This window comes from Pseudomonas sp. GD04158, assembly GCF_029834875.1.
In the GTDB taxonomy this organism is placed as follows: Bacteria; Pseudomonadota; Gammaproteobacteria; order Pseudomonadales; family Pseudomonadaceae; genus Aquipseudomonas; species Aquipseudomonas hydrolytica.
On the sequence record NZ_JAODYT010000027.1, the window covers coordinates 1 to 20,198 of the forward strand.

The following is a 20,198-nucleotide window of genomic DNA, read 5'->3' on the forward strand; positions in this document are numbered from 1 at the left end:
TCTAACCGGGCACGCCGTACCTCTTCGAATATCCGAGCGCCCGAGCGCTCGTAGAAGCTCCTTCCTCGATCATTGTCGGTAGCCACGATCCAGTCAATACGCCCGCAGCCAGTATTCTGAGCGAGGATACACAGCTCTGAGAGTAGAGCTTCGCCCACACCGCTTCCCCGGAACTGCGGATAGACAAACAGATCGTCTAGCCAGATGCCAGGCTTGGCAATGAACGTGCAATAGATACTGTAGTACGTCGCGATACCCACGGCCTCGCCTGACTTCATGGCCAAGAGCGCAAACGCCTTGGGTTGTTCGGAGAAGAAAGCTTCCTCAATGTCAGCTTCCGTAGATTGAAGCGAATTCAAACACCCATCGAATTCCGCTTTTCCTCGAACAAGGTCGAGTATCGCAGGAACGTCCGCTTTTTCTGCCTTCCTGATTTCAATAATAAGAGTACCCTCTCTATGGATGCGCATAACGCCGCCAACACGCGCAGCTTTGTAGTGAAGGCGAAGCCGCAACCGAAATGGTGTCGCTATGCTTGGATTGGTTAGTGGCAGACGCCCGTGACGTTGGCTCTTGCCCAAAGCAGGCTCCCATGAAGCGTTGGCCGCCTACATTCTCTGCGGAGTGGTTGCCTCTCTAGTTCAGGCAACCAGCAGGTGACGTCTAACCGCGTGCTGTGCATCAGTCTTTCATATTCTTCCACGCGAATACCGAGGCCAAAATAATGATACCGATGGCAGCACCCAAGTATAATGTAGCGATCGTAGCGCCAATCTCTACCGCCTGCTCAAGGAACAGAACCACCAGTATCACAACAGCCACTTGGCTTACTGTTATCTTCAAATCATGGAAGCTCTTAATGTCCAGAGGGTTTTGGGATTCTCTGTCATCATCAGACACCGGACGGATGAACAGACGATACAGGCTAACCGCCATGATCTGAAAAGTAATAGCGATCAGCAGGAGATCCAACAGCTTCAGGAGGCGAACCGCGAGGCTCTTGCCGTTGTCAGCAGAGACAGGTATATCACGTACTACATCCAGTGCGGTATTCCAGATTATGTTAACCGAGGCACCATACAAGAGCAAAGATGACACCGCACAGATAACGACTGCCACCCACACCATAAACCGACTACTTCTGAAAACTCTCTCGATCATAATTTCTCCGGGCCGCGTCACAACGTCAGTTACAGACTCACAATTTTCTCTTAGTCGGTTTCACCGGACTATCTACTATCTCGTTAATCAACCTCTAGATTGTGCTTTCTACGGCGTTAGCCGAACACTGGAGCTGTCGGATTACTGCTGGATTACTTCAAACGTTCGTGACCCTGACATGACCTGGAGAAAAGCCACTAACGTTGGAATTCAGCGGCTGCCGTAGGCAGTCCGCTGGAATGACTTGTTAGGCAACAACTCCACTGCCTATGGGTTTATAGCGGATTTACTTAGGTTGGTACTCCAATGATGAATGGTGAAGGTTAATGCGCAAATTTCCCGCATCGTCTTTAACGTAACCCCACGTTTTGTCAACGGTAGTCACTTTCCCATTTTTATCTGTGAAGTGAACTTTCCCCATAGTAATTGCGCTATTGCCATCAAGAAAAATAGCAGAAGTGACAGGCTCACATTTTTTCCAGCCTTTTAGAGCAAAACCTGTGTCGGCAGGGAAGGATGGGTCACCGCCAACGAAATAAGATAGCGCACCGGCACGTGTGGGGCGAAATGTTTGAGGGTTCACCGTGAGCGTAGGCTTAAAGAGTACTGCGCCCATTTGGTAGGCGTAAGCGGAATCTATGACTTTCTCGGCCAATGCTCTCGCTGCTACTTTTCCATCCTTTTCGTATGCGGCGTTGATATCAAGAAGAGCAGCACACCATGCTTGCTGAGCTGTTAATGCTTCCTTCTCTGTTACTGCCTGATTTACAACGATGGGCTCGTTTGCGTTCGCAATATTTGAGGTAAGTGCGACTAATGCTGTTAATGCTACAAGTTTGACTTTCATAGTTGGGAGACCTCTGGGTTGAAAGAATTGGATTGTTGCGTGTTTGACTGTGCCTAACAGTGATTAGACCGAACGCTCGACTAATACGCAGCCTAACATTTCGCTAACAATGTTGACTTTTCTCTTGCGGATCAGTGTTTTATGCATCTTTCACTCCCTTCTGCTGCGACGTTATATCGAACGCGGTATAAGCCAGTTATAGCCGAATGCGGCATAAGCCCGCGCTTCACAGCATGTCGCCAAAGCTAGCAGGAATGAATGCTTGTGTGAGATAAGCAAGGCATTCATGCCGCCGAAGATGGGACTGCGCGTGAGCAGTTGTTTCCATAATGCTTTTTCTGCTGTTGATTGCCAAGAAATTAGTGGCCGCTTCTGGCCGCTAGTGTGCGCTCTCTTGCTTGGATGGCATTACGTTCTGGCCCAACGTTACTGTAGCGAATCCGCAGCAGTATCAATCAAAGCCTCCTGTATCCCGCGTGAAGAAAGACGCTACGTTGCGCCCGTTCTTCCACGGCTTCGCTTGCCGCCCCGCTACGGCAGATTCGAAGCATTCATCGAAATGTCATCATTTAGAAGCAGTGCGTTAACAAGGAATTTCTACCCTTTGCATCGCGAACCGCAATTGTGCGGCCAGCAATATTGCGAAAGGTGATCAAATGACGCCCCATCCGATACAGGACGCCGTGCTGCGGGTCGACCGGTTGAGCGTCGTCTACCCAGGCGGCGTGACAGCCCTACGCGATACCTCGATTGCATTTCGGCGTGGTGAGTTCACCGTGCTGCTTGGTCTCTCGGGCGCAGGCAAGTCGACCTTGCTCCGTAGCCTCAATCGACTCGTCACGCCCACTCGCGGCAGTGTCACCAGCGAGCTCGGTGAGCTCGGCAGCGGCTCGGCCTTGCGTCAGCATCGTCGGCGTACCGCCATGATCTTTCAGCACCACCAGCTAATCGAACGTCAAAGCGCACTGGCTAATGTGCTTACCGGTCGGCTGGCCTTTCACAACACGCTCCGCTCGCTGTTTCCTCTGCCGCGTGCCGATCAGGAGATTGCGCTCAGTTGCCTCGCTCGGGTCGGTCTGGCAGACAAGGCGCTAAGCCGGGTGGACAAACTGTCCGGTGGCCAGCAGCAGCGGGTAGGCATCGCGCGTGCGCTAGCGCAACAGCCCGCGATCATTCTTGCCGATGAGCCGGTAGCCAGTCTCGACCCGGCCACTTCGGTCCGTGTTCTCGGACTGCTGCGCGACATCTGCAAGGAAGACGGCATCACCGCCATCGTTTCGCTGCATCAACTCGAATATGCCCGCCGCTTCGCCGATCGCGTCGTCGGGCTGGCCGATTCTCAGATCGTTTTCGATGCCGCGCCCTCGGAACTCACCGATGCGCAGCTTGAGCGCATCTATGCAGGCCGCTCTACGACTCAGCCAGCAACTGCTCCGGCTGAAACCCCTGTCATGCTCGCACCTTCACTGGAGATGTCCCGATGAAACGCTTATCCGCTCTCTTATTGACCTGTTTGCTGTCCGCTGTTTCAAGTCTGTCCGCCGTAGCGGCCGATGCCGATCCGGATGTGCTAAAGGTTGCGCTGCTGCCGGACGAAAACGCCTCGGAGTTGATCAAGCGAAACCAGCCGCTGAAGGATTATCTGGAAGAGCATCTGGACAAGAAGGTGCAGCTGATCGTAACCACCGACTATTCCTCGATGATTGAGGCGATGCGCTTTGGCCGTATCGACCTGGCGTATTTCGGTCCGCTGTCCTACGTCATGGCCAAAAGCAAAAGCGACATCGAGCCCTTCGCTGCCATGGTCATCGACGGCAAGCCGACCTATCGCTCAGTGATTATCGCCAATGTGGCGTCAGGCGTGAATGAGTATGCCGACCTTAAGGGCAAGAAGATGGCCTATGGTGACCGGGCATCGACGTCCAGCCATCTGATTCCCAAAACCGTGCTTCTTGAGACGGCCGAGCTGACGGGTGGGCAGGACTACGAACAACATTTTGTGGGCACGCATGACGCCGTTGCCGTCAACGTGGCGAACGGAAACGCCGATGCGGGTGGGCTGTCGGAGGTAATTTTCAATCAAGTAGCCGAACGTGGCCTAATCGATCCGAGCAAGGTGAAAGTACTTGGTTACAGCGGCGAATATCCCCAATACCCCTGGGCGATGCGCTCGAACCTGAGCCCCGAGCTGAAAACCAAGGTGCGGGATGTATTCGTCGGTATCGACGATCCCGAAGTGCTGCGCAACTTCAAAGCCGAGGCCTTCGCGCCAATCACCGACGCCGACTACGATGTGATTCGCAACATGGGATCGCTGCTCGGCCTCGACTTCGCCACGATGTGAGCACCGATATGTCTACTCATCATGACGTGCAGGCGCTGCCTGCAGAGCAACGCGAGCACATCCTTCGAGGCTTCGGCCTCGGTTGGTGGCGCCAGCTGGGGCAGGTGGCAATTGTACTCGGAGTGGTGCTGTTGGCCTGCTGGTACGTGGGGCTGCTCGATGCCACCACGCTGCTGAACGGGCTGCCCTCCATCGCGACCCTGGCAGGCGAGGCCATGCCGCCAGACTTTTCGGGCTATCGAAGCTGGATTCGCCCGTTGATCGACACGCTGGCGATGAGCATCGCCGGCACGGCCATCGCAGTGGTGTTCTCGCTGGTGGTGGCCTTCGTTGCAGCGCGCAATACGGCGCCGCACCCCCTTGTGTTCGGTGTTGCCCGGGTGCTGCTCAATGCCCTGCGGTCGGTGCCGGAGCTGATCATGGGCATCATCTTCGTTGCAGCCGTAGGGTTCGGCGCCTTGCCGGGCGTGCTTGCCCTGGGTCTGCATTCGATCGGCATGGTCGGCAAGTTCTTCGCCGAGGCCATCGAGCACGTCGACGAAGCGCCGGTGGAAGCCGCTCGGGCGGCGGGGGCTACGCCGATGCAAGTGCTGCTGCACGCGGTTTTGCCACAGGTGACTCCGCAGTTCGCCGACGTGGCGATCTACCGCTGGGAATACAACTTTCGCGCCTCCACCGTGATGGGCATGGTTGGCGCCGGCGGTATCGGCTTCGAACTCATGGGCTCGCTGCGCATCATGCAGTACCAGGAGGTTGCAGCAATCCTGCTGGTCATCCTGGCCATGGTCACGCTAGTAGACGCCTTCAGTGGCGTGCTGCGCAAACGTTTCAAATAGGACAAACCATGCTGCCGAAACTCGTTATAACTCACCGAGTACACGATGAGATCCTGCAACTGCTGGCGCCACATTGCGAGCTGATGACCAACCAGAGCGACAGCACGCTGACGCGCGAGGAAATTCTGCGCCGCTGCCGCGATGCTCAGGCGATGATGGCGTTCATGCCCGATCGGGTCGATGCAGAATTTCTCCAAGCCTGCCCCGAGCTGCGTGTGGTCGGCTGCGCGCTCAAGGGCTTCGACAATTTCGATGTGGACGCCTGTACTGCCCGCGGGGTCTGGTTGACCTTCGTGCCTGATCTGTTGACGGTCCCGACTGCCGAGCTGGCGATCGGACTGGCGGTGGGGCTGGGGCGGCATCTGCGCGCAGCAGATGCGTTCGTCCGCTCTGGCGAGTTCCAGGGCTGGCAACCACAGTTCTACGGCACGGGGCTGGATAACGCGACGGTCGGCATCCTTGGCATGGGCGCCATCGGACAGGCCATGGCTGAGCGCTTGCAGGGATGGGGCGCGACCCTGCAGTACCACGAGGCGAAGGCTCTGGATACACAAACCGAGCAACGGCTCGGCCTGCGCCAGGTGGCGTGCAGCGAACTCTTCGCCAGCTCGGACTTCATCCTGCTGGCGCTTCCCTTGAATGCCGATACTGAGCATCTGGTCAACGCCGAGCTGCTTGCCCTCGTACGGCCGGGCGCTCTGCTTGTAAACCCCTGTCGTGGTTCGGTAGTGGATGAAGCCGCCGTGCTCGCGGCGCTTGAGCGAGGCCAGCTCGGCGGGTATGCGGCGGATGTATTCGAAATGGAAGACTGGGCTCGCGCGGACCGGCCGCGGCTGATCGATCCTGCGCTGCTCGCGCATCCGAATACGCTCTTCACTCCGCACATAGGGTCGGCAGTGCGCGCGGTGCGCCTGGAGATTGAACGTTGTGCAGCGCAGAGCATCATCCAGGCGTTGGCAGGTGCGCGCCCAATCAACGCTGCGAACCGTCTGCCCCAGGCCGAGCCTGCCGCATGTTGAATCCGGTCTGGCTGAAGAGCCTGGTAGCGATCGTTCAAACAGGCAGTTTTCAGAGCGCGGCGAGGGCGTTGGGGCTGGCCCAGCCGACGGTGTCGCAGCACTTGCAGAAGCTTGAAGAGCAGGTCGGCGTAACGCTGGTGCAGCGCAGTCGTAGCGGCTGCCAGCCTACCACACGTGCGCTGGCCTTCATGCCGCATGCGACCGCCTTGCTCGACATGCACGCCCGGGCGCTAGAAGCCCTGCATGGAAATAGTGAGCGCGTCGGGGCCAGCTCCAACATCGGCACCTACCTTCTCCAGCCATTCGTGCGCAGCTATCTGACGACCGCAAATGAGAGGGGCGAGGTGGATCTGCGCATCGCCGCCAACCCGGATGTGGCCGACCAGCTACTGGCGGGCCAGCTCGACGCCGCGATCATGGAATGGTGGCTACCTCACCCCGACTTCGAACACCGCCTCTGGCGGGTCGAGCCGCTGGTACTTATCGTCAGCCCCGACCATCCGCTGGCTGAAGCAGGGTGCATAGAACGCGATCGTCTGGTGGACCTGCCGATGCTGGGAGGTGAACCGGGTAGCGGTACCGGACGGCTTCTGACCGAATACTTTGGCGAGCTGGGCGTGCCTCGCAGCGGTATGCAGCTAGGCAGCACCGAGGCAGTCAAACAAGCAGTCAGGGCGGGACTCGGCGTGTCGTTGGTGATGGCTTCCGCAGTACAAGACGAAGTTCGCAGTGGCGCGCTGGTAGCTCTTCCCATCCCGGGGCTTGAAAAGCGTCTCCAACTGATCTGGCGCAAACCGCCCGGAAATCTGCACCCGCCGGGATTTGTGCGGCACTTATTGGCCGGTTAGCGACCACCGTTCAGGCTAGCCATTCTTGTCCTCCCACACGTGGAGGACTTGCTATGAACATCATCGCTACCTGCAGCCGCCAGCCCTGGAACAAAGGAAAACTGGTCGGACAGAAAACCCCACTCCGACTGAGAGATATCTGGGCCATCCGAGTAAGGCTTCAAATTGCAGAAAGAACTCGGGATCTGGCTCTCTTCGACCTGGCCATCGACAGCAAGCTTCGAGCCTGCGACTTAACCAAGCTCCGTGTGCGGGACGTTGCCCATGGTGAGCAGGTGTCATCACGAGCAATAGTGATGCAGCAGAAAACACAGCGGCCAGTGCAGTTCGAGATCACTGAGCAAACTCGGGCGGCGCTCGCGGCTTGGATACATCAAGTACAGCTCCGCGGCGAGGACTACCTGTTCCCGAGTCGACTGCATAACTCAGACCATCTATCCACTCGTCAGTACGCCCGTATCGTCAAAGGCTGGGTGAAAGCCATTGGCCTTGACCCAGCCATGTATGGCACTCACACAATGAGACGCACGAAGGCATCACTGATCTATCGCAGGACGAAGAACCTGCGGGCCGTTCAACTGCTGCTCGGCCATACGAAGCTGGAGAGCACCGTTCGATATCTGGGAATTGAGGTCGATGACGCCTTGGAAATGGCGGAACAGACCGAAGTGTGACCATGTTTAGCGACGGCCAAAGTCAGGCCGTCGCTAACCGGCCAAGAGCGGACGGTGATTCAGCTAGCCGCTGCGAGTAGAGCCTAGCCACCGGTTTGGCGGTGAAGCTATGCTCACGGAAGATCGAATAGAGGGTGTTGGAAAGTGTCTGCTGAGTACATTCTTGAACAATTCATTATTGGCCCGCGCTTGCAGCTGAGCATCTCCGAGGAGCGCTACAAGGAGCTTGCATATGCACGAAACGTGTTGTCCGAGGCTCTGGCTTTCGAGCAACGCTACGAATTATTGATTGGTAATTTTTTGGCCATGGAACTGGCTTTCACCGAAATTTGCCTGCGTACCAAAGTGGAGCCTCAACATCGGTATGTGGATTCAGCAGAAATCCTAGAGGAAGCAAATCGCCATGTCGTGAATATGCTTACGGCTATGCGAGCCTATGCCGACCAGGTAGTGCAGGACTTCAAATGCTTGGGGCTGGTTCCTAGCTTCAGCGAGGTGGCTAAGTCGGAGCTAAATGAGGCATTTGCCCGAAGCTCGGACTATCGATTTATGTACAGTTTAAGGAACCACGTTCAGCATAAGGCTACTGCTGTTCACGGTTTTATAGCGAACGATGATGGGACGAGAGATGCCAACGGCTGGGTCGAGACAGTCAGTTTTTATGCAAACAAAGTGACTCTTAGGGCAGATAAGGACTTCAAGCTCCGAGTTCTAGATGAGCAACCGGAGAAGATCGATATTCGGCGGCGTGCGCGACGAAGTGTGCAAGCGGTAGGCGAGGTGCATATGGCTCTACGCAACTTGTCCAAAGACCAGGTAGCGCGAGCTAGGTCAGCAATTGAGCTGGCAATCCGCGAATACAAGGAAGCTGGTGCAACGTCAGCCATCGGTCTTGGCGCTCGACGCGTCGGGGATACCAGCGCAGATGTCGCCCTATTGCTGGACTGGGATGACGTTCGACTTCGGCTTGTCGATAAGAACAGCAGCCTTCCACGGCTTTGGCCCCGCCGTAGTCATCGTGAACCGAAGATTGAGGAGATTATTGCTCTGCGTGAGGCAATGGAGCATACCCAAGCCCAAGCAGCAGCGCTGGTGTTCGTTACCGAAGATCGCTGGCGAGACTACGAAGATGGTCTGCCGATGCCGGAGGGCCTATTTCATCTTTACAAGCTTCAGGTAGGACGCCATCCGACACACACTCTCCAGCGATCGAATGCTGTCGCCGACTGAAGGAATAGCCACCACCCGGTTGTAATCCGTGTCAGTGGCTTACGTGTGCCTTTTCAAGAGCTTATGTATGGGGCAGAAGTGCTCGCCGGTCGAGGGGATAACCCGACCGATAGCAGCTGTTGGTGAGAGGAGCTATTGGCCGACTCCAGTCTGATACAACAGGCTCAAAACGGCCAAAAGCGGACGGTTCTTCAGTGGCCAAAAAGACCTTAATTGAGGCTTGGAGGTCTCTACAAAATCTGGGGCGATTCACTATTTCCGCCAAGCGCTTCTCTGGATCCACCATTCAATTGGTTTTGCTGGTCGGTCTGTTCGATGGGCCCTGAACCTCTTGCTATGCCTTGGCACCAGAGCGTTACTGGTGCCAGCAGAAACTATCAAGGAGCGTCACCATGACCCTGCACGAGCACCTGCAACCGCTGCCGTCCGAGCTGCTCAAGGCCATGGCCAGGGGGGAGGTGGATGTGCAGGAGGTTGCCGCCAAGCTGATGGCTGGGCGGGGTCTGGATGAGCGGGGCAAGTGGGTAGGGTTTGAGCGGGCTTCGGCGGTGTGGCTTGCTCGGAAGGAGAGCGGCGACGCGACTGTCAGCAGCAATGCGTAGCTCCCGGCTGCTGATGAGCCTGCCTTATCTCTGGATGGGGATTTGAAAACGACTAACCCCGACGCGCTGACCGTCAAGATTGATAGAGACTACGTTCTGGAATATCTGCAGCGTGTCGAAGTTTCCGTTGACCGGTTTTTCTGCCGTCATTCTGTAAGTGCCGCTACAGCCGTCCGGTATGTCCGCTTCAAATAGGAACACTGGAGGGAGTTGTGGCCAAACGCATGTGTAGTCTGAGTGCAGGCTTTCGTTGTTGGCGTCGACCAATGAAATTTTAACAGGGGTGGATATGGAGAGCTTAGCCCCTGTGACTTTGGTTTTTGGCGTCAGGTAGTTGATGCCTTTCAGATTACCAATGACTCGGCCTAGTACACTGTCGCCGTACTTCAATACAGCTTCGACTGTATAGGTCTGGTGTGCGTCCGCACTGCCCATCTGACCCAGCCGTGCGCTCGGTTTGGAAACTGACTTCACGGTAGCGGTGCAGCGATCACTCAAGGTTGCTTGCTCGGTGATGCTCATAAAGCCGGCAGGCGATAGGTGCCACTCGCATTCCAGGTCTTTGAAATTCAGTTCAGTGGTGCTGGATAGGGTGGCCTTGAGCGACTCACCAACCCGTACCCCAGGCTGGCTGAATGACAACTGAAGCGAGTCTCTGTCGATGACGATGGGGGCGTTCGTGCCCCATAGCGCGGTGGCAATACCGATTACACCGCCGACCAAGGAAACACCGGCGCCGAGCTTGTGGTTGGTGATGAAGTCAACCACCAGGGTTGAGGCTTGCTTTAGTCTGCGCATGGTTTGCTGTCCCTGCGTTATTCAGTGGCTTCTGAATGTTTAGCAGTGAATCGCCACCTTCGCTGTCTGGCTGCGATATTGGTGTCCTATTCGTCCGTGGCTGGTTGAATCCGCTCCGGCCGATTATTACGCACATTCCCCACCGCCTACACCGCCCCGCCTGGAGTGCAGCCTGGTGCCGTGCCGCCTCCCGGCCCGCCTGCCGCTGGTGATCAATGACGACTGGCGGCGGGCGCTGGACGCCGCCGAGGCCGAGCTATTGAGCTGCGCCGGCCAGGTGCTGACGTGCCCGAGCCCCAGGTGGTGAAGTTCGAAAGCTGAACTACATTTGCGGGTGTTAGCCGGTCGGCTGGATCAAGCGTGGAGAGCATCATGGCTCATGAGTTGACTACCGAACAGGTACTGAGCGACAGCATAAAGGCAGTAGCGGTAAAGTCAGAAAACGTAAGGGCGGTACAGAGAGACAGAGAGCTCTATCTTGCCTTGCTAGGCATCTTTAACAGCACACTGAAGATGGCGCCGGACGATACTCTGAAATTTGCATTTGCTGCTAGCAACAAGGCGGTGACCACTGGGAAACTGGCCGGCAAGGCGACCGACTCAACGAGTGTAATCATTGGGCTCTCCGCCGCTCAACTATTGATAGTTACGGCAAACCTCATCACGCAGGTGGGTAAGGGGCCGGGGTCTGCAGCCACAGCCATAGGAGCTGCATTCGCTAAAAAAACCGCAATTGCATTTGGGATGATCGGTAAAGATGACAAGCAGGCGAAGTGTATAGCGGCGCTTTCCGACTTGGCTGCCTCAGGGCTCTCAGCAGCTCTGGTGGTGCCAACCGCCGCAACCGGTATAGGTTCCATTGCGATGGCTATCAGTCTTGCACAAATCATTCTCACGGCGCTTCAGGCTTACGATGCCTGCATTGACGCGAAGCAGGGATAGTGTCGTTCTGCCGTAGTGAAGGTTTTCTTTTTTGGCTCTTAGATCCTCGGCGTGAAGACGAACCGCCTGGCGCGCATCAAGCCGGCCGAGCTGTTCATCTGCCGCGAAGGGTCGGCGCCCGAGGCTGAGTGGATTCCGTTCGGCGAGGGAGTAGCGGCTTACGAGTCGGACAGCTGAGCCCAAAATAGATCGGGCTTATTTACAGAGCAATCCGTTCTCGACTGGTCGGAGGAGGCCTCTCGCAAGGGGCGCAGATCGGCCAGAAGCAGCCATTGCCTTGGTTTCTTCATAGCTCGGCGAAGCTCTTTGAGGCCTGAAACGAATGGTTACATACGCACATTCGAATTAACGCATATTGTAACTTTTCTGAAATGGTCGCCTTAGTAAATTATGGCTCTCCCCACTCAATAGGTAGTGCCATGAAGAACCTCACCCTCTCAGCCCTGCTCCTCTCGTCCCTGTTCACCGGCTCCATTATGGCCAGCGAATTCGATAAGCCTGGTTTTGTTACCGAGGTTGAGGATGGTCGTCTCTGGGTTTTCCGCGAAGACTCTCAGGAACTGAAGGACTTCAAAGCCACTGGCGAGCCAGCCAAGCAGTTCACCGATATCGGTTCCGGCCCGAATGGCATGACGGTCAAAGCGGCTGACGAGAAAACCCTCAAGGATTACCTTGAGGTCATCAAGAAGTAAGCGCTTTCAAGCAGAAGGCCCGCAGAATGCGGGCCTTTTCATTGGTGCAGATTACTTGCTGAGAGCGAGTAAACGCTCAACCCCAACCGGCTCCTCCGCCATGAGCGGGATGACCGCATAGCGTTGCGCGTGCTCGGTCGCGACATGCTCAATATCCTTCAGCTCATTGACCGCCCGCTTATGTAATAGCGGTGATTCTGTCCTTGCGGCTGCCACGCTATTGTTGATCACCCATGCCCAAGGCTCAATGCCGGCACGACGCAGATCAGCTTGCAGGCTCGCGGCCTCCAGCACGGGAGTGGTTTCAGCCAGGGTCACCAGCAGCACTTTGGTTTGCTTAGGATCCTGGAGTTGCATCATCGGCGTGGAAAAACGCATGTTGCTGCCCGACATCTGCCGAGCAATGTCGCGGTGATAAGCCCCGGTGGCATCCAGTAACAGCAAGGTATGGCCGGTCGGGGCCGTATCCATCACCACGAACTTTTTGCCGGCTTCACGGATGATTCGCGAGAAGGCCTGGAATACAGCGATCTCCTCGGTACAGGGTGAACGCAGATCCTCGGCCAGCAGCGCCCGAGCCTGCTCATCCAGGCCCGCGCCCTTGGTTTGCATGACGTGATCACGATAGCGCTGTGTCTCGGCATGCGGGTCAATGCGGCTCAGCGTCAGGTGCTCAAGCGTGCCATCCAGTGTCTCGGCAAGGTGCGCGGCAGGATCAGAAGTAGTCAGGTGCACGGGCAGCCCACGTCGAGCCAATTCGACGGCAACCGCTGCGGCCAAAGTCGTTTTACCGACACCACCTTTGCCCATCACCATGATCAGGCCATGACCATCGGCGGCGATCTCGTCGATCAGGGACTTGAGTCGTGGAGCGTTCAATTCAATCGGCGCACTGGCCGGTGCCTGCGTGCTGTCAGCAGAACCCTCAACCAAAAGTTGTCGCAGGGCATCCAATCCCACCAGGTTGAATGCTTTCAACGGCAACAGGTCGAGCTGCAGTGTTCGCAGCGCTGGCGGCATGGCAGCGACTGCGGCCTGTTCACGTTTATAGACGGCGGCGGCCAGTACATCCTTCTGCGCCTCACTCGCCGGCAGCACGCCGTTGATCACCAGGTACTGCTCTTGCAGCCCGATGGCTGCCAACTCCTCGCGTGTGCGGGCAGCCTCGCGCAGGGTGGCGGCCTGCGCCCTGGCAACCAGAACCAGACGGGTCTTGGCTGGATCAGAGAGTGCCTCTACCGCCTCGCGATACTGATCACGTTGTTTGTCCAAACCGGCCAGCGGGCCAAGACACGATGCATCACCTTGCCCCGCCTCCAGAAATCCACTCCAGGCACCCGGCAGTTGCAGCAGTCGAATCGTGTGCCCGGTCGGGGCGGTATCGAAAATGATGTGATCGAAGCGGGCCTTCAGTTCATCGTTGACCAGCAGTGAGGTGAATTCGTCGAAGGCTGCGATCTCGGTCGTGCAGGCTCCCGATAATTGCTCCTCCATGCCTTTGACCACATCAGCAGGCATGACACCCCTCGCCGGGCCCACAATCCGATCCCGATAGGCTTGAGCTGCGCCCTGTGGGTCGATCTCCAGGGCCGCCAGGTTTTCCACGGCGGGTACAGCGGTGATCTGATTGCCGATCTCCAGACCGAATACCTGCCCGACATTGGAGGCCGGATCGGTACTGACCAGCAGCACGCGCTTGCCCTGACGGGTCAGTTCCAGGGCTGTCGCGCAGGCAATGGAGGTCTTTCCGACCCCGCCCTTACCGGTGAAGAACAGGAAGCGTGGTGCATTGTCGATAAAGCGCATGCTGACCCCCTAGCGATTGTTGAGGCTGCTCTCGTACCAGTTGCGTGTGCTGTTGACCATGCGTACCAGCCATAGCATCACGGGCACTTCGATCAGTACGCCGACCACGGTTGCCAGGGCGGCACCCGAGTTGAATCCGTACAAGACAATGGCCACGGCTACGGCCAGCTCGAAGAAGTTGGAGGCGCCGATCATGGTGGCCGGGCCCGCTATGTCGTGGCGCACTTTCAGTGTATGGCAGAGCCAGTAACCCAGTGCCGCGATGAACAGTGTCTGCACCAACAGAGGAATCGCGATGATGCCGATGATCAGGGGTTGCTCGACGATGGACTCACCCTGGAAGGAGAACAACAGAACCAGAGTGGCCAGCAGAGCGATGATGGAAAATGGCGAAATCTTCGCCAGCACATTCTCGAAATAGGCTTCGCCGCGCTTCATCAGTTGAGCCCGCAGAAACTGGGCGATGGCCAGCGGGATGACGATGTACATCACCACGGAAAGCAGCAGGGTGTCCCAAGGCACCGGGATCGAAGAAACGCCCAGCAACAGCGCCACGATAGGCGCAAAGGCAAACACCATGACCAGATCGTTCAGTGCCACCTGGGTCAGGGTGAAGTTGGCATTACCCTTACACAGGTTGCTCCAGACAAACACCATCGCCGTGCAGGGCGCCGCACCGAGCAGGATCAAGCCGGCCATGTAGCTATCCAGCTCTTCGGCGGGCAGCCAGGGCGCAAACACCTGCTTGATGAAGAACCAGCCAATCAGCGCCATGGAAAACGGCTTGACCGCCCAGTTAACGAACAGGGTGACGAACATGCCGTTCTTCTGCTGGCGCACTTCGCTGATGGCGCTGAAGTCGATCTTCATCAGCATCGGAATGATCATCACCCAGATCAGCAGGCCAACCGGGATATTGACCTTCGCCACCTCCAGGGCGCCGACGGCCTGAGCCGCTTGCGGCACAACCAAGCCAAGCACGGTGCCCACCACGATGCACAGGAACACCCACAGGGTCAGGTAGCGCTCAAAAACTCCCAGTGGAGCCCCAGAGGCCTGCTTCATCGCGACTTCACACGCATTTGTCATCTTTGCTGCCTATCCTCGTTCCCTTGGCGCGCAACGCGCCGAATATTCATTTTACTGCATATTCGAAAAATAATATATTTGCTCATGTGCATCTTTGATAGGGATCAACATGAGCCAGAAAAAGCGCGTCCTGTTCCTCTGCGTCGCGAACTCCTCACGCTCGCAGATGGCCGAAGCCCTGCTGCGCCACACCGACTCAGAACATTTTGAAGTCTACAGCGCAGGCTCCGCCCCCACTGAAGTCGACACCCGAGCCCGCAACGCATTGGAGCAGCTTGGTGTTCCCACTGATGGGCTTTACAGCAAGTCCATCGAACAGGTCGCTGGCGAGCCTTTCGACTACGTGATCACCCTGTGTGACAAGTCCGCCCTGGAGTGCCAGGCCCTGCCAGGGGCTGGTGAGTACATCGCCTGGAATTTTGAAGACCCGGCAACCAGCTCGCAGAAAGATGCCTATCGCAAGACCCTGCATGAGATTCATGAACGGATAAAGATGTTCGTGCTGATCAAAAGCAAACCGGCTAAAGAAGCTTCCACTCTGCATGCCATGTCGCCAACCGAAGTCTTCAAATGTCTGGCCGAGGAAACGCGGGCGCGAATCGCCTTGCTGGTGACCCTGGAACAGGAACTCTGTGTCTGTGAACTGACCTCGGCACTGGAAGAGGCGCAACCCAAGATATCTCGTCACCTGGCCCTGCTGCGCGGCTGTGGCCTGCTGGAGGATCGGCGTAATGGCCAGTGGGTGTACTACCGCCTGCACCCGCAGCTGCCGGAATGGGTGACCGATATCCTCAAACAGGCCCTGGACAACAATGCCGAGTGGTTACGCCAGGATGTGCAACGCCTCTGGCAAATGCGAGATCGCCCTGGGCGCAAGCCGGCCTGCGATTGAATACCAGCCATTGAGGATGACCATGAAAGTTTTATTTCTCTGCACCGCCAATAGCTGCCGCAGCATCCTGTCGGAGGCTATCTTCAATGCGATGGCTCCCAAGGGCATGCGGGCCTTTAGCGCAGGCAGCTACCCCAAGGGGGAGGTCAATCCGTTGGCTTTGCAGGCACTGCTTGATGCTGGATTCGATGTTGAAGGCCTGTACAGCAAATCAACCGATGCCCATCAGGCTCTCGCCCCTGACATCGTCATTACCGTCTGCGACAAGGCAGCCGGAGAGGCCTGCCCAGTTTTCTTTGGCCCGGCGTCTCGTTGTCACTGGGGACTGAGTGACCCATCCGACGTTAACGGATCTGAGGCGGAAATAAACGCAGCGTTTGCAGCCACCATCCAGCAGATCCAGAAGCGAGTGAGCGCATTTATCGCGCTGCCCTTTGCTCAACTCGACAGCGATGCGCTCAAGGCCGAGCTGAACAGGATCGGCTCGTTGTAGCCCAAGAGGTAAGAACCCATGATCGACAACCTGCCCAACGTCGCCGAGGAGCTGTTTGCCCGCTCTATCCCGACAAACCTGGGCCTCGCCGAAGGCGAGCACAAGCCGCGCATTCTGCTGCTCTATGGCTCCAATCGTGAGCGCTCCTACAGCCGTCTGCTGACCCAGGAAGCGGCGCGCTTGCTGGAAGCCTTCGGCGCGGAAACCCGAATATTCGATCCTTCCGGCCTGCCCATGCCGGACGATGCCGACAGCAGCCATCCCAAGGTCAAGGAACTCATCGACCTGGTGCTCTGGTCTGAAGGTCAGGTGTGGTGTTCACCCGAGCGCCACGGCGCTATGACCGGCGTATTCAAGTCGCAGATCGACTGGATACCGCTGACCATGGGTGCCATCCGTCCCAGTCAGGGCAAGACCCTGGCCGTGATGCAGGTCTGTGGAGGCTCGCAATCCTTCAATGCGGTTAACCAGATGCGTGTGCTGGGGCGCTGGATGCGCATGTTCACCATCCCCAACCAGTCTTCAGTGCCCAAGGCCTACCTCGAATTCGACGAGGCCGGGCGCATGAAACCTTCCAGCTATTACGACCGCGTTGTGGACGTCATGGAGGAACTGGTCAAGTTCACCCTGCTGCTGCGCGGCCACAGCGACTATTTGGTCGACCGTTACTCGGAACGTAAAGAGTCCGCTGAAGAACTCTCCAAGCGCGTCAACCAGCGCGCCATCTGACTACCAGGAAACCCTCTCAATGAATCACCCCTACGACCGGCTCAGCATTCCCGGTATCCAAGGCAAACTCATCTTCACGCCCTGTCCCGGCACCAAAGACAGCAGCCTTGTCGACTCGCTGGCCACGCTGAAACAGGCCGGTGCCTCTGCCGTGATCAGCCTGATGCCGGCAAGCGAACTGGCCTCCAACGGGGCCGAGGACATCGGCAAGCAATGCCAGGCGCAGGACATGGCCTGGTTCCACCTGCCGGTGGCGGATGAGCAAGTACCGCTCGAAGATTTCGGCCAGGGCTGGAAAGCCTGCAAACAGAGCATCCTTGAGCGGCTCAATGCGGGCCAGGACATCGCCATCCACTGCAAGGGCGGCTCGGGACGCACCGGGCTGATTGCGGCGCGAATCATGATCGAGGCCGGCATTCCCCGCGCCGATGCCATTGCCCTGGTGCAAGCCCTGCGTCCCAAGGCTATTCAACACCCTGCCCACATCAACTGGATCACCCAGTTCGATGCTGCCCACTAACTCCAGTAGATGAGTCGAAAAACATGGCTATCAAAATTGGTATCAACGGTTTCGGTCGCATCGGTCGTTTGGCGCTGCGCGCCTCCTGGGACTGGCCCGAGTTCGAATTTGTCCGCATCAATGATCCGGCAGGCGATGCCGCCACCCATGCGCACCTGATCAACTTCGACTCGGTGCACGGTCGCTGGCACCACGAAGCCGGCAGCGAAGGCGATTGCGTGGTGATCGGCGGCAAGCGCATCCAGGTCACCGCCAACAAGGCGATTGCCGACACCGACTGGTCGGACTGCGATCTGGTGATCGAGGCCAGCGGCAAGATGAAGACCGTGGCGGTATTGCAGGCTTACCTGGATCAGGGCGTGAAGCGGGTCGTGGTCTGCGCGCCCGTGAAGGAGAAAGGCGCACTGAACGTGGTGATGGGTGTCAACCAGCAGCTGTTCAATCCAGCCGAGCACCGCATCGTCACCGCTGCCTCCTGTACCACCAATTGCCTGGCTCCGGTGGTCAAGGTGATTCACGAGAACCTCGGCATCCGCCATGGCTCGATCACTACCATTCATGACCTGACCAACACCCAGAGCATCCTCGACACCCCGCACAAGGATCTGCGCCGTGCACGCGCTAGCGGCATGAGCCTGATCCCGACCAGCACCGGTTCGGCCACCGCCATCGCCGAGATTTTCCCCGAGCTGCGCGGCAAGCTGAACGGCCATGCCGTGCGCGTGCCGCTGGCCAACGCCTCGCTGACCGACTGCGTGTTCGAAGTCGAACGGGCCACCACGGTGGAGGAAGTCAACCAACTGCTGAAGGCTGCTGCCGACAGCCAGCTGAAAGGCATCCTCGGCTACGAGGAACGCCCGCTGGTCTCCATCGATTACCGCACTGACCCGCGCTCCTCAATCATCGATGCGCTGTCGACCATGGTCATCAACGGCACTCAGGTGAAGCTGTATGCCTGGTACGACAACGAATGGGGCTATGCCAACCGCACCGTGGAGCTGGCCAAACTGGTCGGCCTGGCCGTTTAACCAAGTAGGGATGCAAGCATGAAGGCGTTGTCAGCCCTGGCCCCGGAGGTCAAACAGTACCTGCTGGTGACCGGCAATTACTGGGCATTCACCCTCACCGATGGCGCCTTGCGCATGTTGGTGGTGTTGCACTTCCACAGCCTGGGCTACAGCCCCTTGCAGATTGCCGCGCTGTTTCTGTTTTACGAGATCTTCGGCGTAGTCACCAACCTGGTCGGCGGCTACCTCGGCGCCCGATTGGGCCTTAATCGCACCATGAATATCGGCCTGGCGATGCAGGTGGTCGCACTACTGATGCTCACCGTGCCCGCCGCCTGGCTAACCGTGCCTTGGGTCATGGGCGCACAGGCGCTGTCGGGGATCGCCAAAGACCTCAACAAGATGTCGGCCAAGAGTTCCATCAAACTCCTGGTGCCCGATGCCCAGCAGGGCACGCTGTACAAGTGGGTGGCAATCCTCACCGGCTCGAAGAATGCGCTCAAGGGCGTGGGTTTCTTCCTCGGCGGCGCCCTGCTGGCCGTGCTGGGTTTTGCCGGCGCGGTATTGACCATGGCCGGCGTGCTGGCGGTGATCTGGATCGCCAGTCTGTTCCTGTTGAAGAAGGATCTGGGCAAGGCCAAAGCCAAGCCCAAGTTCAAGGACATCCTTTCCAAAAGCCGGGCGATCAACATCCTCTCCGCCGCGCGCCTGTTCCTCTTTGGCGCCCGCGATGTCTGGTTTGTGGTTGCCTTGCCGGTTTACCTGAGCACGGTTTTCGGCTGGGACTTCTGGATGGTGGGTGGCTTTTTGGCCAGCTGGATCATCGGCTACGGCATCGTGCAGTCCTTCGCTCCGGCCCTGACCGGCAAGCGCAGCGGGCATGTGCCCGATGGCCGTGCGGCGTTTCTCTGGGCGGCGCTGCTAGCCGGCATTCCGGTTGCGATTGCTCTGGGCCTGGATAGCGATTTACCCAAGCAGGCGGTACTGGTAGGTGGTCTACTGATCTTCGGTGCCGTGTTTGCCATCAACTCGTCGCTGCACAGCTACCTGATCGTCAGCTACGCCAAGGAAGACGGCGTGTCACTGGATGTCGGTTTCTACTACATGTCCAACGCGCTTGGCCGGCTGGTCGGGACGCTGTTGTCCGGCTGGGTCTTCCAGCAATACGGCCTGGAAGCCTGCCTGTGGGTCTCCAGCGCCTTTGTCGTGTTGGCCGCGCTGATATCCATCGGTCTGCCCAGGCATCAGCAGTTGGTGAGCTAAGCCAATACCCTATCCGGAGCACGCGCCATGTGTGAGTTGCTGGGAATGTCTAGTCGGTATCCCGCGAGACTGACCTCGTCACTGATGAGTCTGGCAGCACACGCAGGGGGTGCCAGCAGGAACAGCGATGGCTGGGGCATTGCGCTCTACGATGAGCGCGACGTGGCAGTTTTTAGAGAAACTGGCCGGGCTAGCGAGAGCCCGCTAGTACAGTTCCTGCTGGCTGGAGGGCCCTGCACGACACTGGCACTCGGGCATATTCGACATGCAACCCAAGGTGCCAGGACGCTGGCTAACACTGCACCCTTTACCCGAGAGTTAGCGGGTCGAATGCACGTATTTGCACACAATGGCATGCATGCTTGACCCTGTAGCTACTACATGGTTTGTAATCCGCAGGCTCAAG

Annotated in this window: 25 protein-coding genes; 19 read left to right on the forward strand and 6 right to left on the reverse strand. The window is 57.7% G+C overall.

Translation table 11 applies throughout. The annotated features are described in order from the left end of the window. From N7333_RS12280 to N7333_RS12290, 3 genes are all read right to left on the reverse strand, one after another. Positions 1-581, reverse strand: a 581-nt coding sequence (locus N7333_RS12280) for a GNAT family N-acetyltransferase (protein ID WP_279858883.1), incomplete at its 3' end; no start/stop codon positions are given. Positions 582-681: 100 nt separating this feature from the next. Beyond that, positions 682-1,161 (reverse strand): YqhA family protein, encoded by a 480-nt coding sequence (locus tag N7333_RS12285; protein ID WP_129482252.1) that lies wholly within the window; start codon positions 1,159-1,161, stop codon positions 682-684. Positions 1,162-1,447: 286 nt separating this feature from the next. Then, entirely contained in the window at positions 1,448-2,008 is a 561-nt protein-coding gene (locus N7333_RS12290; RefSeq protein ID WP_003245852.1) for a hypothetical protein, read from the reverse strand. A 656-nt stretch (positions 2,009-2,664) separates the two neighbouring features. On the opposite strand from N7333_RS12290, the gene phnC reads away from it, so the two are divergent. The 8 genes from phnC to N7333_RS12330 all read left to right on the forward strand — a co-directional run bounded on the left by phnC (position 2,665) and on the right by N7333_RS12330 (position 9,561). Then, positions 2,665-3,492, forward strand: a complete 828-nt coding sequence (gene phnC / locus N7333_RS12295; protein WP_003117867.1) for a phosphonate ABC transporter ATP-binding protein — start codon at positions 2,665-2,667, stop codon at positions 3,490-3,492. Then, the gene (gene phnD, locus N7333_RS12300) at positions 3,489-4,352 is read left to right on the forward strand and encodes a phosphate/phosphite/phosphonate ABC transporter substrate-binding protein (RefSeq protein WP_003117866.1); all 864 of its coding nucleotides are present in this window, start codon (positions 3,489-3,491) and stop codon (positions 4,350-4,352) included. Before phnC ends, phnD begins: the two co-directional genes overlap by 4 nt. 8 nt (positions 4,353-4,360) lie before the next feature. Beyond that, the gene (gene phnE / locus N7333_RS12305; protein ID WP_003298907.1) at positions 4,361-5,188 is read left to right on the forward strand and encodes a phosphonate ABC transporter, permease protein PhnE; all 828 of its coding nucleotides are present in this window, start codon (positions 4,361-4,363) and stop codon (positions 5,186-5,188) included. An 8-nt stretch (positions 5,189-5,196) separates the two neighbouring features. After that, positions 5,197-6,207, forward strand: a complete 1,011-nt coding sequence (ptxD, locus tag N7333_RS12310; RefSeq protein ID WP_003152798.1) for a phosphonate dehydrogenase PtxD — start codon at positions 5,197-5,199, stop codon at positions 6,205-6,207. Further along, positions 6,201-7,055: a LysR family transcriptional regulator gene (locus tag N7333_RS12315; RefSeq protein ID WP_003118389.1), complete on the forward strand. Its 855-nt coding sequence runs from the start codon at positions 6,201-6,203 to the stop codon at positions 7,053-7,055. The genes ptxD and N7333_RS12315 overlap by 7 nt, the downstream gene beginning before the upstream one ends. A gap of 53 nt (positions 7,056-7,108) precedes the next feature. After that, entirely contained in the window at positions 7,109-7,729 is a 621-nt protein-coding gene (locus N7333_RS12320) for a tyrosine-type recombinase/integrase (RefSeq protein ID WP_003118388.1), read from the forward strand. A gap of 144 nt (positions 7,730-7,873) precedes the next feature. Further along, on the forward strand, positions 7,874-8,959 hold the full coding sequence (locus N7333_RS12325; RefSeq protein ID WP_279858886.1) for a hypothetical protein: 1,086 nt from the start codon (positions 7,874-7,876) through the stop codon (positions 8,957-8,959). A 392-nt stretch (positions 8,960-9,351) separates the two neighbouring features. Continuing rightward, positions 9,352-9,561 (forward strand): hypothetical protein, encoded by a 210-nt coding sequence (locus tag N7333_RS12330; protein ID WP_279858887.1) that lies wholly within the window; start codon positions 9,352-9,354, stop codon positions 9,559-9,561. 24 nt (positions 9,562-9,585) lie between these two features. Here N7333_RS12330 and N7333_RS12335 read toward each other — a convergent pair whose 3' ends face one another. After that, on the reverse strand, positions 9,586-10,359 hold the full coding sequence (locus N7333_RS12335; protein ID WP_279858889.1) for a hypothetical protein: 774 nt from the start codon (positions 10,357-10,359) through the stop codon (positions 9,586-9,588). Between the two features lie 175 nt (positions 10,360-10,534). Between N7333_RS12335 and N7333_RS12340 the strand changes: the two genes are divergently transcribed. The 4 genes from N7333_RS12340 (at position 10,535) to N7333_RS12355 (ending at position 11,993) form a co-directional block, all read left to right on the forward strand. Next, positions 10,535-10,666 carry a hypothetical protein gene (locus N7333_RS12340; RefSeq protein WP_279858890.1) on the forward strand — a complete coding sequence of 44 codons (132 nt, stop codon included), beginning with the start codon at positions 10,535-10,537 and terminating at the stop codon, positions 10,664-10,666. Between the two features lie 65 nt (positions 10,667-10,731). Then, the gene (locus N7333_RS12345) at positions 10,732-11,301 is read left to right on the forward strand and encodes a hypothetical protein (RefSeq protein WP_279858891.1); all 570 of its coding nucleotides are present in this window, start codon (positions 10,732-10,734) and stop codon (positions 11,299-11,301) included. A 51-nt stretch (positions 11,302-11,352) separates the two neighbouring features. Next, the gene (locus N7333_RS12350; protein WP_279858892.1) at positions 11,353-11,478 is read left to right on the forward strand and encodes a hypothetical protein; all 126 of its coding nucleotides are present in this window, start codon (positions 11,353-11,355) and stop codon (positions 11,476-11,478) included. Between the two features lie 242 nt (positions 11,479-11,720). Then, positions 11,721-11,993 carry a hypothetical protein gene (locus N7333_RS12355; RefSeq protein WP_003118374.1) on the forward strand — a complete coding sequence of 91 codons (273 nt, stop codon included), beginning with the start codon at positions 11,721-11,723 and terminating at the stop codon, positions 11,991-11,993. Between the two features lie 51 nt (positions 11,994-12,044). On the opposite strand, the gene arsA is transcribed toward N7333_RS12355, so the two are convergent. Together arsA and arsB are read right to left on the reverse strand one after the other, a co-directional pair. Next, complete coding sequence (gene arsA / locus N7333_RS12360) at positions 12,045-13,799, reverse strand: arsenical pump-driving ATPase (protein ID WP_271659930.1); 1,755 nt, start codon at positions 13,797-13,799, stop codon at positions 12,045-12,047. Between the two features lie 9 nt (positions 13,800-13,808). Continuing rightward, on the reverse strand, positions 13,809-14,888 hold the full coding sequence (gene arsB / locus N7333_RS12365; RefSeq protein ID WP_003460650.1) for an ACR3 family arsenite efflux transporter: 1,080 nt from the start codon (positions 14,886-14,888) through the stop codon (positions 13,809-13,811). Positions 14,889-14,997: 109 nt separating this feature from the next. On the opposite strand from arsB, the gene N7333_RS12370 reads away from it, so the two are divergent. The 7 genes from N7333_RS12370 to N7333_RS12400 are packed head-to-tail and all read left to right on the forward strand — an operon-like array spanning position 14,998 to position 20,158. Next, positions 14,998-15,780 carry a metalloregulator ArsR/SmtB family transcription factor gene (locus N7333_RS12370; protein WP_003118377.1) on the forward strand — a complete coding sequence of 261 codons (783 nt, stop codon included), beginning with the start codon at positions 14,998-15,000 and terminating at the stop codon, positions 15,778-15,780. 22 nt (positions 15,781-15,802) lie between these two features. Then, positions 15,803-16,273 (forward strand): arsenate reductase ArsC, encoded by a 471-nt coding sequence (locus N7333_RS12375; protein ID WP_003118378.1) that lies wholly within the window; start codon positions 15,803-15,805, stop codon positions 16,271-16,273. 18 nt (positions 16,274-16,291) lie between these two features. After that, positions 16,292-17,002 carry an arsenical resistance protein ArsH gene (arsH, locus tag N7333_RS12380; protein ID WP_003118379.1) on the forward strand — a complete coding sequence of 237 codons (711 nt, stop codon included), beginning with the start codon at positions 16,292-16,294 and terminating at the stop codon, positions 17,000-17,002. Positions 17,003-17,021: 19 nt separating this feature from the next. Further along, a complete protein-coding gene (locus tag N7333_RS12385; protein WP_017678239.1) occupies positions 17,022-17,522 on the forward strand; it encodes a cyclin-dependent kinase inhibitor 3 family protein in 501 nt (166 codons plus the stop codon). Positions 17,523-17,545: 23 nt separating this feature from the next. Next, positions 17,546-18,550, forward strand: coding sequence for an ArsJ-associated glyceraldehyde-3-phosphate dehydrogenase (locus N7333_RS12390; RefSeq protein WP_003118381.1), 1,005 nt, complete (start codon positions 17,546-17,548; stop codon positions 18,548-18,550). An 18-nt stretch (positions 18,551-18,568) separates the two neighbouring features. After that, the gene (arsJ, locus tag N7333_RS12395) at positions 18,569-19,792 is read left to right on the forward strand and encodes an organoarsenical effux MFS transporter ArsJ (protein ID WP_017678240.1); all 1,224 of its coding nucleotides are present in this window, start codon (positions 18,569-18,571) and stop codon (positions 19,790-19,792) included. Between the two features lie 27 nt (positions 19,793-19,819). Then, positions 19,820-20,158, forward strand: coding sequence for a class II glutamine amidotransferase (locus N7333_RS12400; protein WP_228380056.1), 339 nt, complete (start codon positions 19,820-19,822; stop codon positions 20,156-20,158). The last annotated feature ends 40 nt before the right edge of the window (positions 20,159-20,198 follow it).

Excerpts from the sequence above, each read along its gene's own strand:
- N7333_RS12375 (WP_003118378.1), top strand. The coding sequence starts at position 15,803 with ATGAAAGTTTTATTTCTCTGCACCGCCAATAGCTGCCGCAGCATCCTG.
- arsJ (WP_017678240.1), top strand. The coding sequence starts at position 18,569 with ATGAAGGCGTTGTCAGCCCTGGCCCCGGAGGTCAAACAGTACCTGCTG.
- N7333_RS12335 (WP_279858889.1), bottom strand. The coding sequence starts at position 10,359 with ATGCGCAGACTAAAGCAAGCCTCAACCCTGGTGGTTGACTTCATCACC.
- N7333_RS12390 (WP_003118381.1), top strand. The coding sequence starts at position 17,546 with ATGGCTATCAAAATTGGTATCAACGGTTTCGGTCGCATCGGTCGTTTG.
- N7333_RS12355 (WP_003118374.1), top strand. The coding sequence starts at position 11,721 with ATGAAGAACCTCACCCTCTCAGCCCTGCTCCTCTCGTCCCTGTTCACC.
- N7333_RS12400 (WP_228380056.1), top strand. The coding sequence starts at position 19,820 with ATGTGTGAGTTGCTGGGAATGTCTAGTCGGTATCCCGCGAGACTGACC.
- phnD (WP_003117866.1), top strand. The coding sequence starts at position 3,489 with ATGAAACGCTTATCCGCTCTCTTATTGACCTGTTTGCTGTCCGCTGTT.
- N7333_RS12330 (WP_279858887.1), top strand. The coding sequence starts at position 9,352 with ATGACCCTGCACGAGCACCTGCAACCGCTGCCGTCCGAGCTGCTCAAG.
- N7333_RS12285 (WP_129482252.1), bottom strand. The coding sequence starts at position 1,161 with ATGATCGAGAGAGTTTTCAGAAGTAGTCGGTTTATGGTGTGGGTGGCA.
- N7333_RS12385 (WP_017678239.1), top strand. The coding sequence starts at position 17,022 with ATGAATCACCCCTACGACCGGCTCAGCATTCCCGGTATCCAAGGCAAA.
- phnE (WP_003298907.1), top strand. The coding sequence starts at position 4,361 with ATGTCTACTCATCATGACGTGCAGGCGCTGCCTGCAGAGCAACGCGAG.
- ptxD (WP_003152798.1), top strand. The coding sequence starts at position 5,197 with ATGCTGCCGAAACTCGTTATAACTCACCGAGTACACGATGAGATCCTG.
- N7333_RS12315 (WP_003118389.1), top strand. The coding sequence starts at position 6,201 with ATGTTGAATCCGGTCTGGCTGAAGAGCCTGGTAGCGATCGTTCAAACA.
- phnC (WP_003117867.1), top strand. The coding sequence starts at position 2,665 with ATGACGCCCCATCCGATACAGGACGCCGTGCTGCGGGTCGACCGGTTG.
- N7333_RS12345 (WP_279858891.1), top strand. The coding sequence starts at position 10,732 with ATGGCTCATGAGTTGACTACCGAACAGGTACTGAGCGACAGCATAAAG.
- arsH (WP_003118379.1), top strand. The coding sequence starts at position 16,292 with ATGATCGACAACCTGCCCAACGTCGCCGAGGAGCTGTTTGCCCGCTCT.
- arsA (WP_271659930.1), bottom strand. The coding sequence starts at position 13,799 with ATGCGCTTTATCGACAATGCACCACGCTTCCTGTTCTTCACCGGTAAG.
- N7333_RS12320 (WP_003118388.1), top strand. The coding sequence starts at position 7,109 with ATGAACATCATCGCTACCTGCAGCCGCCAGCCCTGGAACAAAGGAAAA.
- N7333_RS12290 (WP_003245852.1), bottom strand. The coding sequence starts at position 2,008 with ATGAAAGTCAAACTTGTAGCATTAACAGCATTAGTCGCACTTACCTCA.
- arsB (WP_003460650.1), bottom strand. The coding sequence starts at position 14,888 with ATGACAAATGCGTGTGAAGTCGCGATGAAGCAGGCCTCTGGGGCTCCA.
- N7333_RS12370 (WP_003118377.1), top strand. The coding sequence starts at position 14,998 with ATGAGCCAGAAAAAGCGCGTCCTGTTCCTCTGCGTCGCGAACTCCTCA.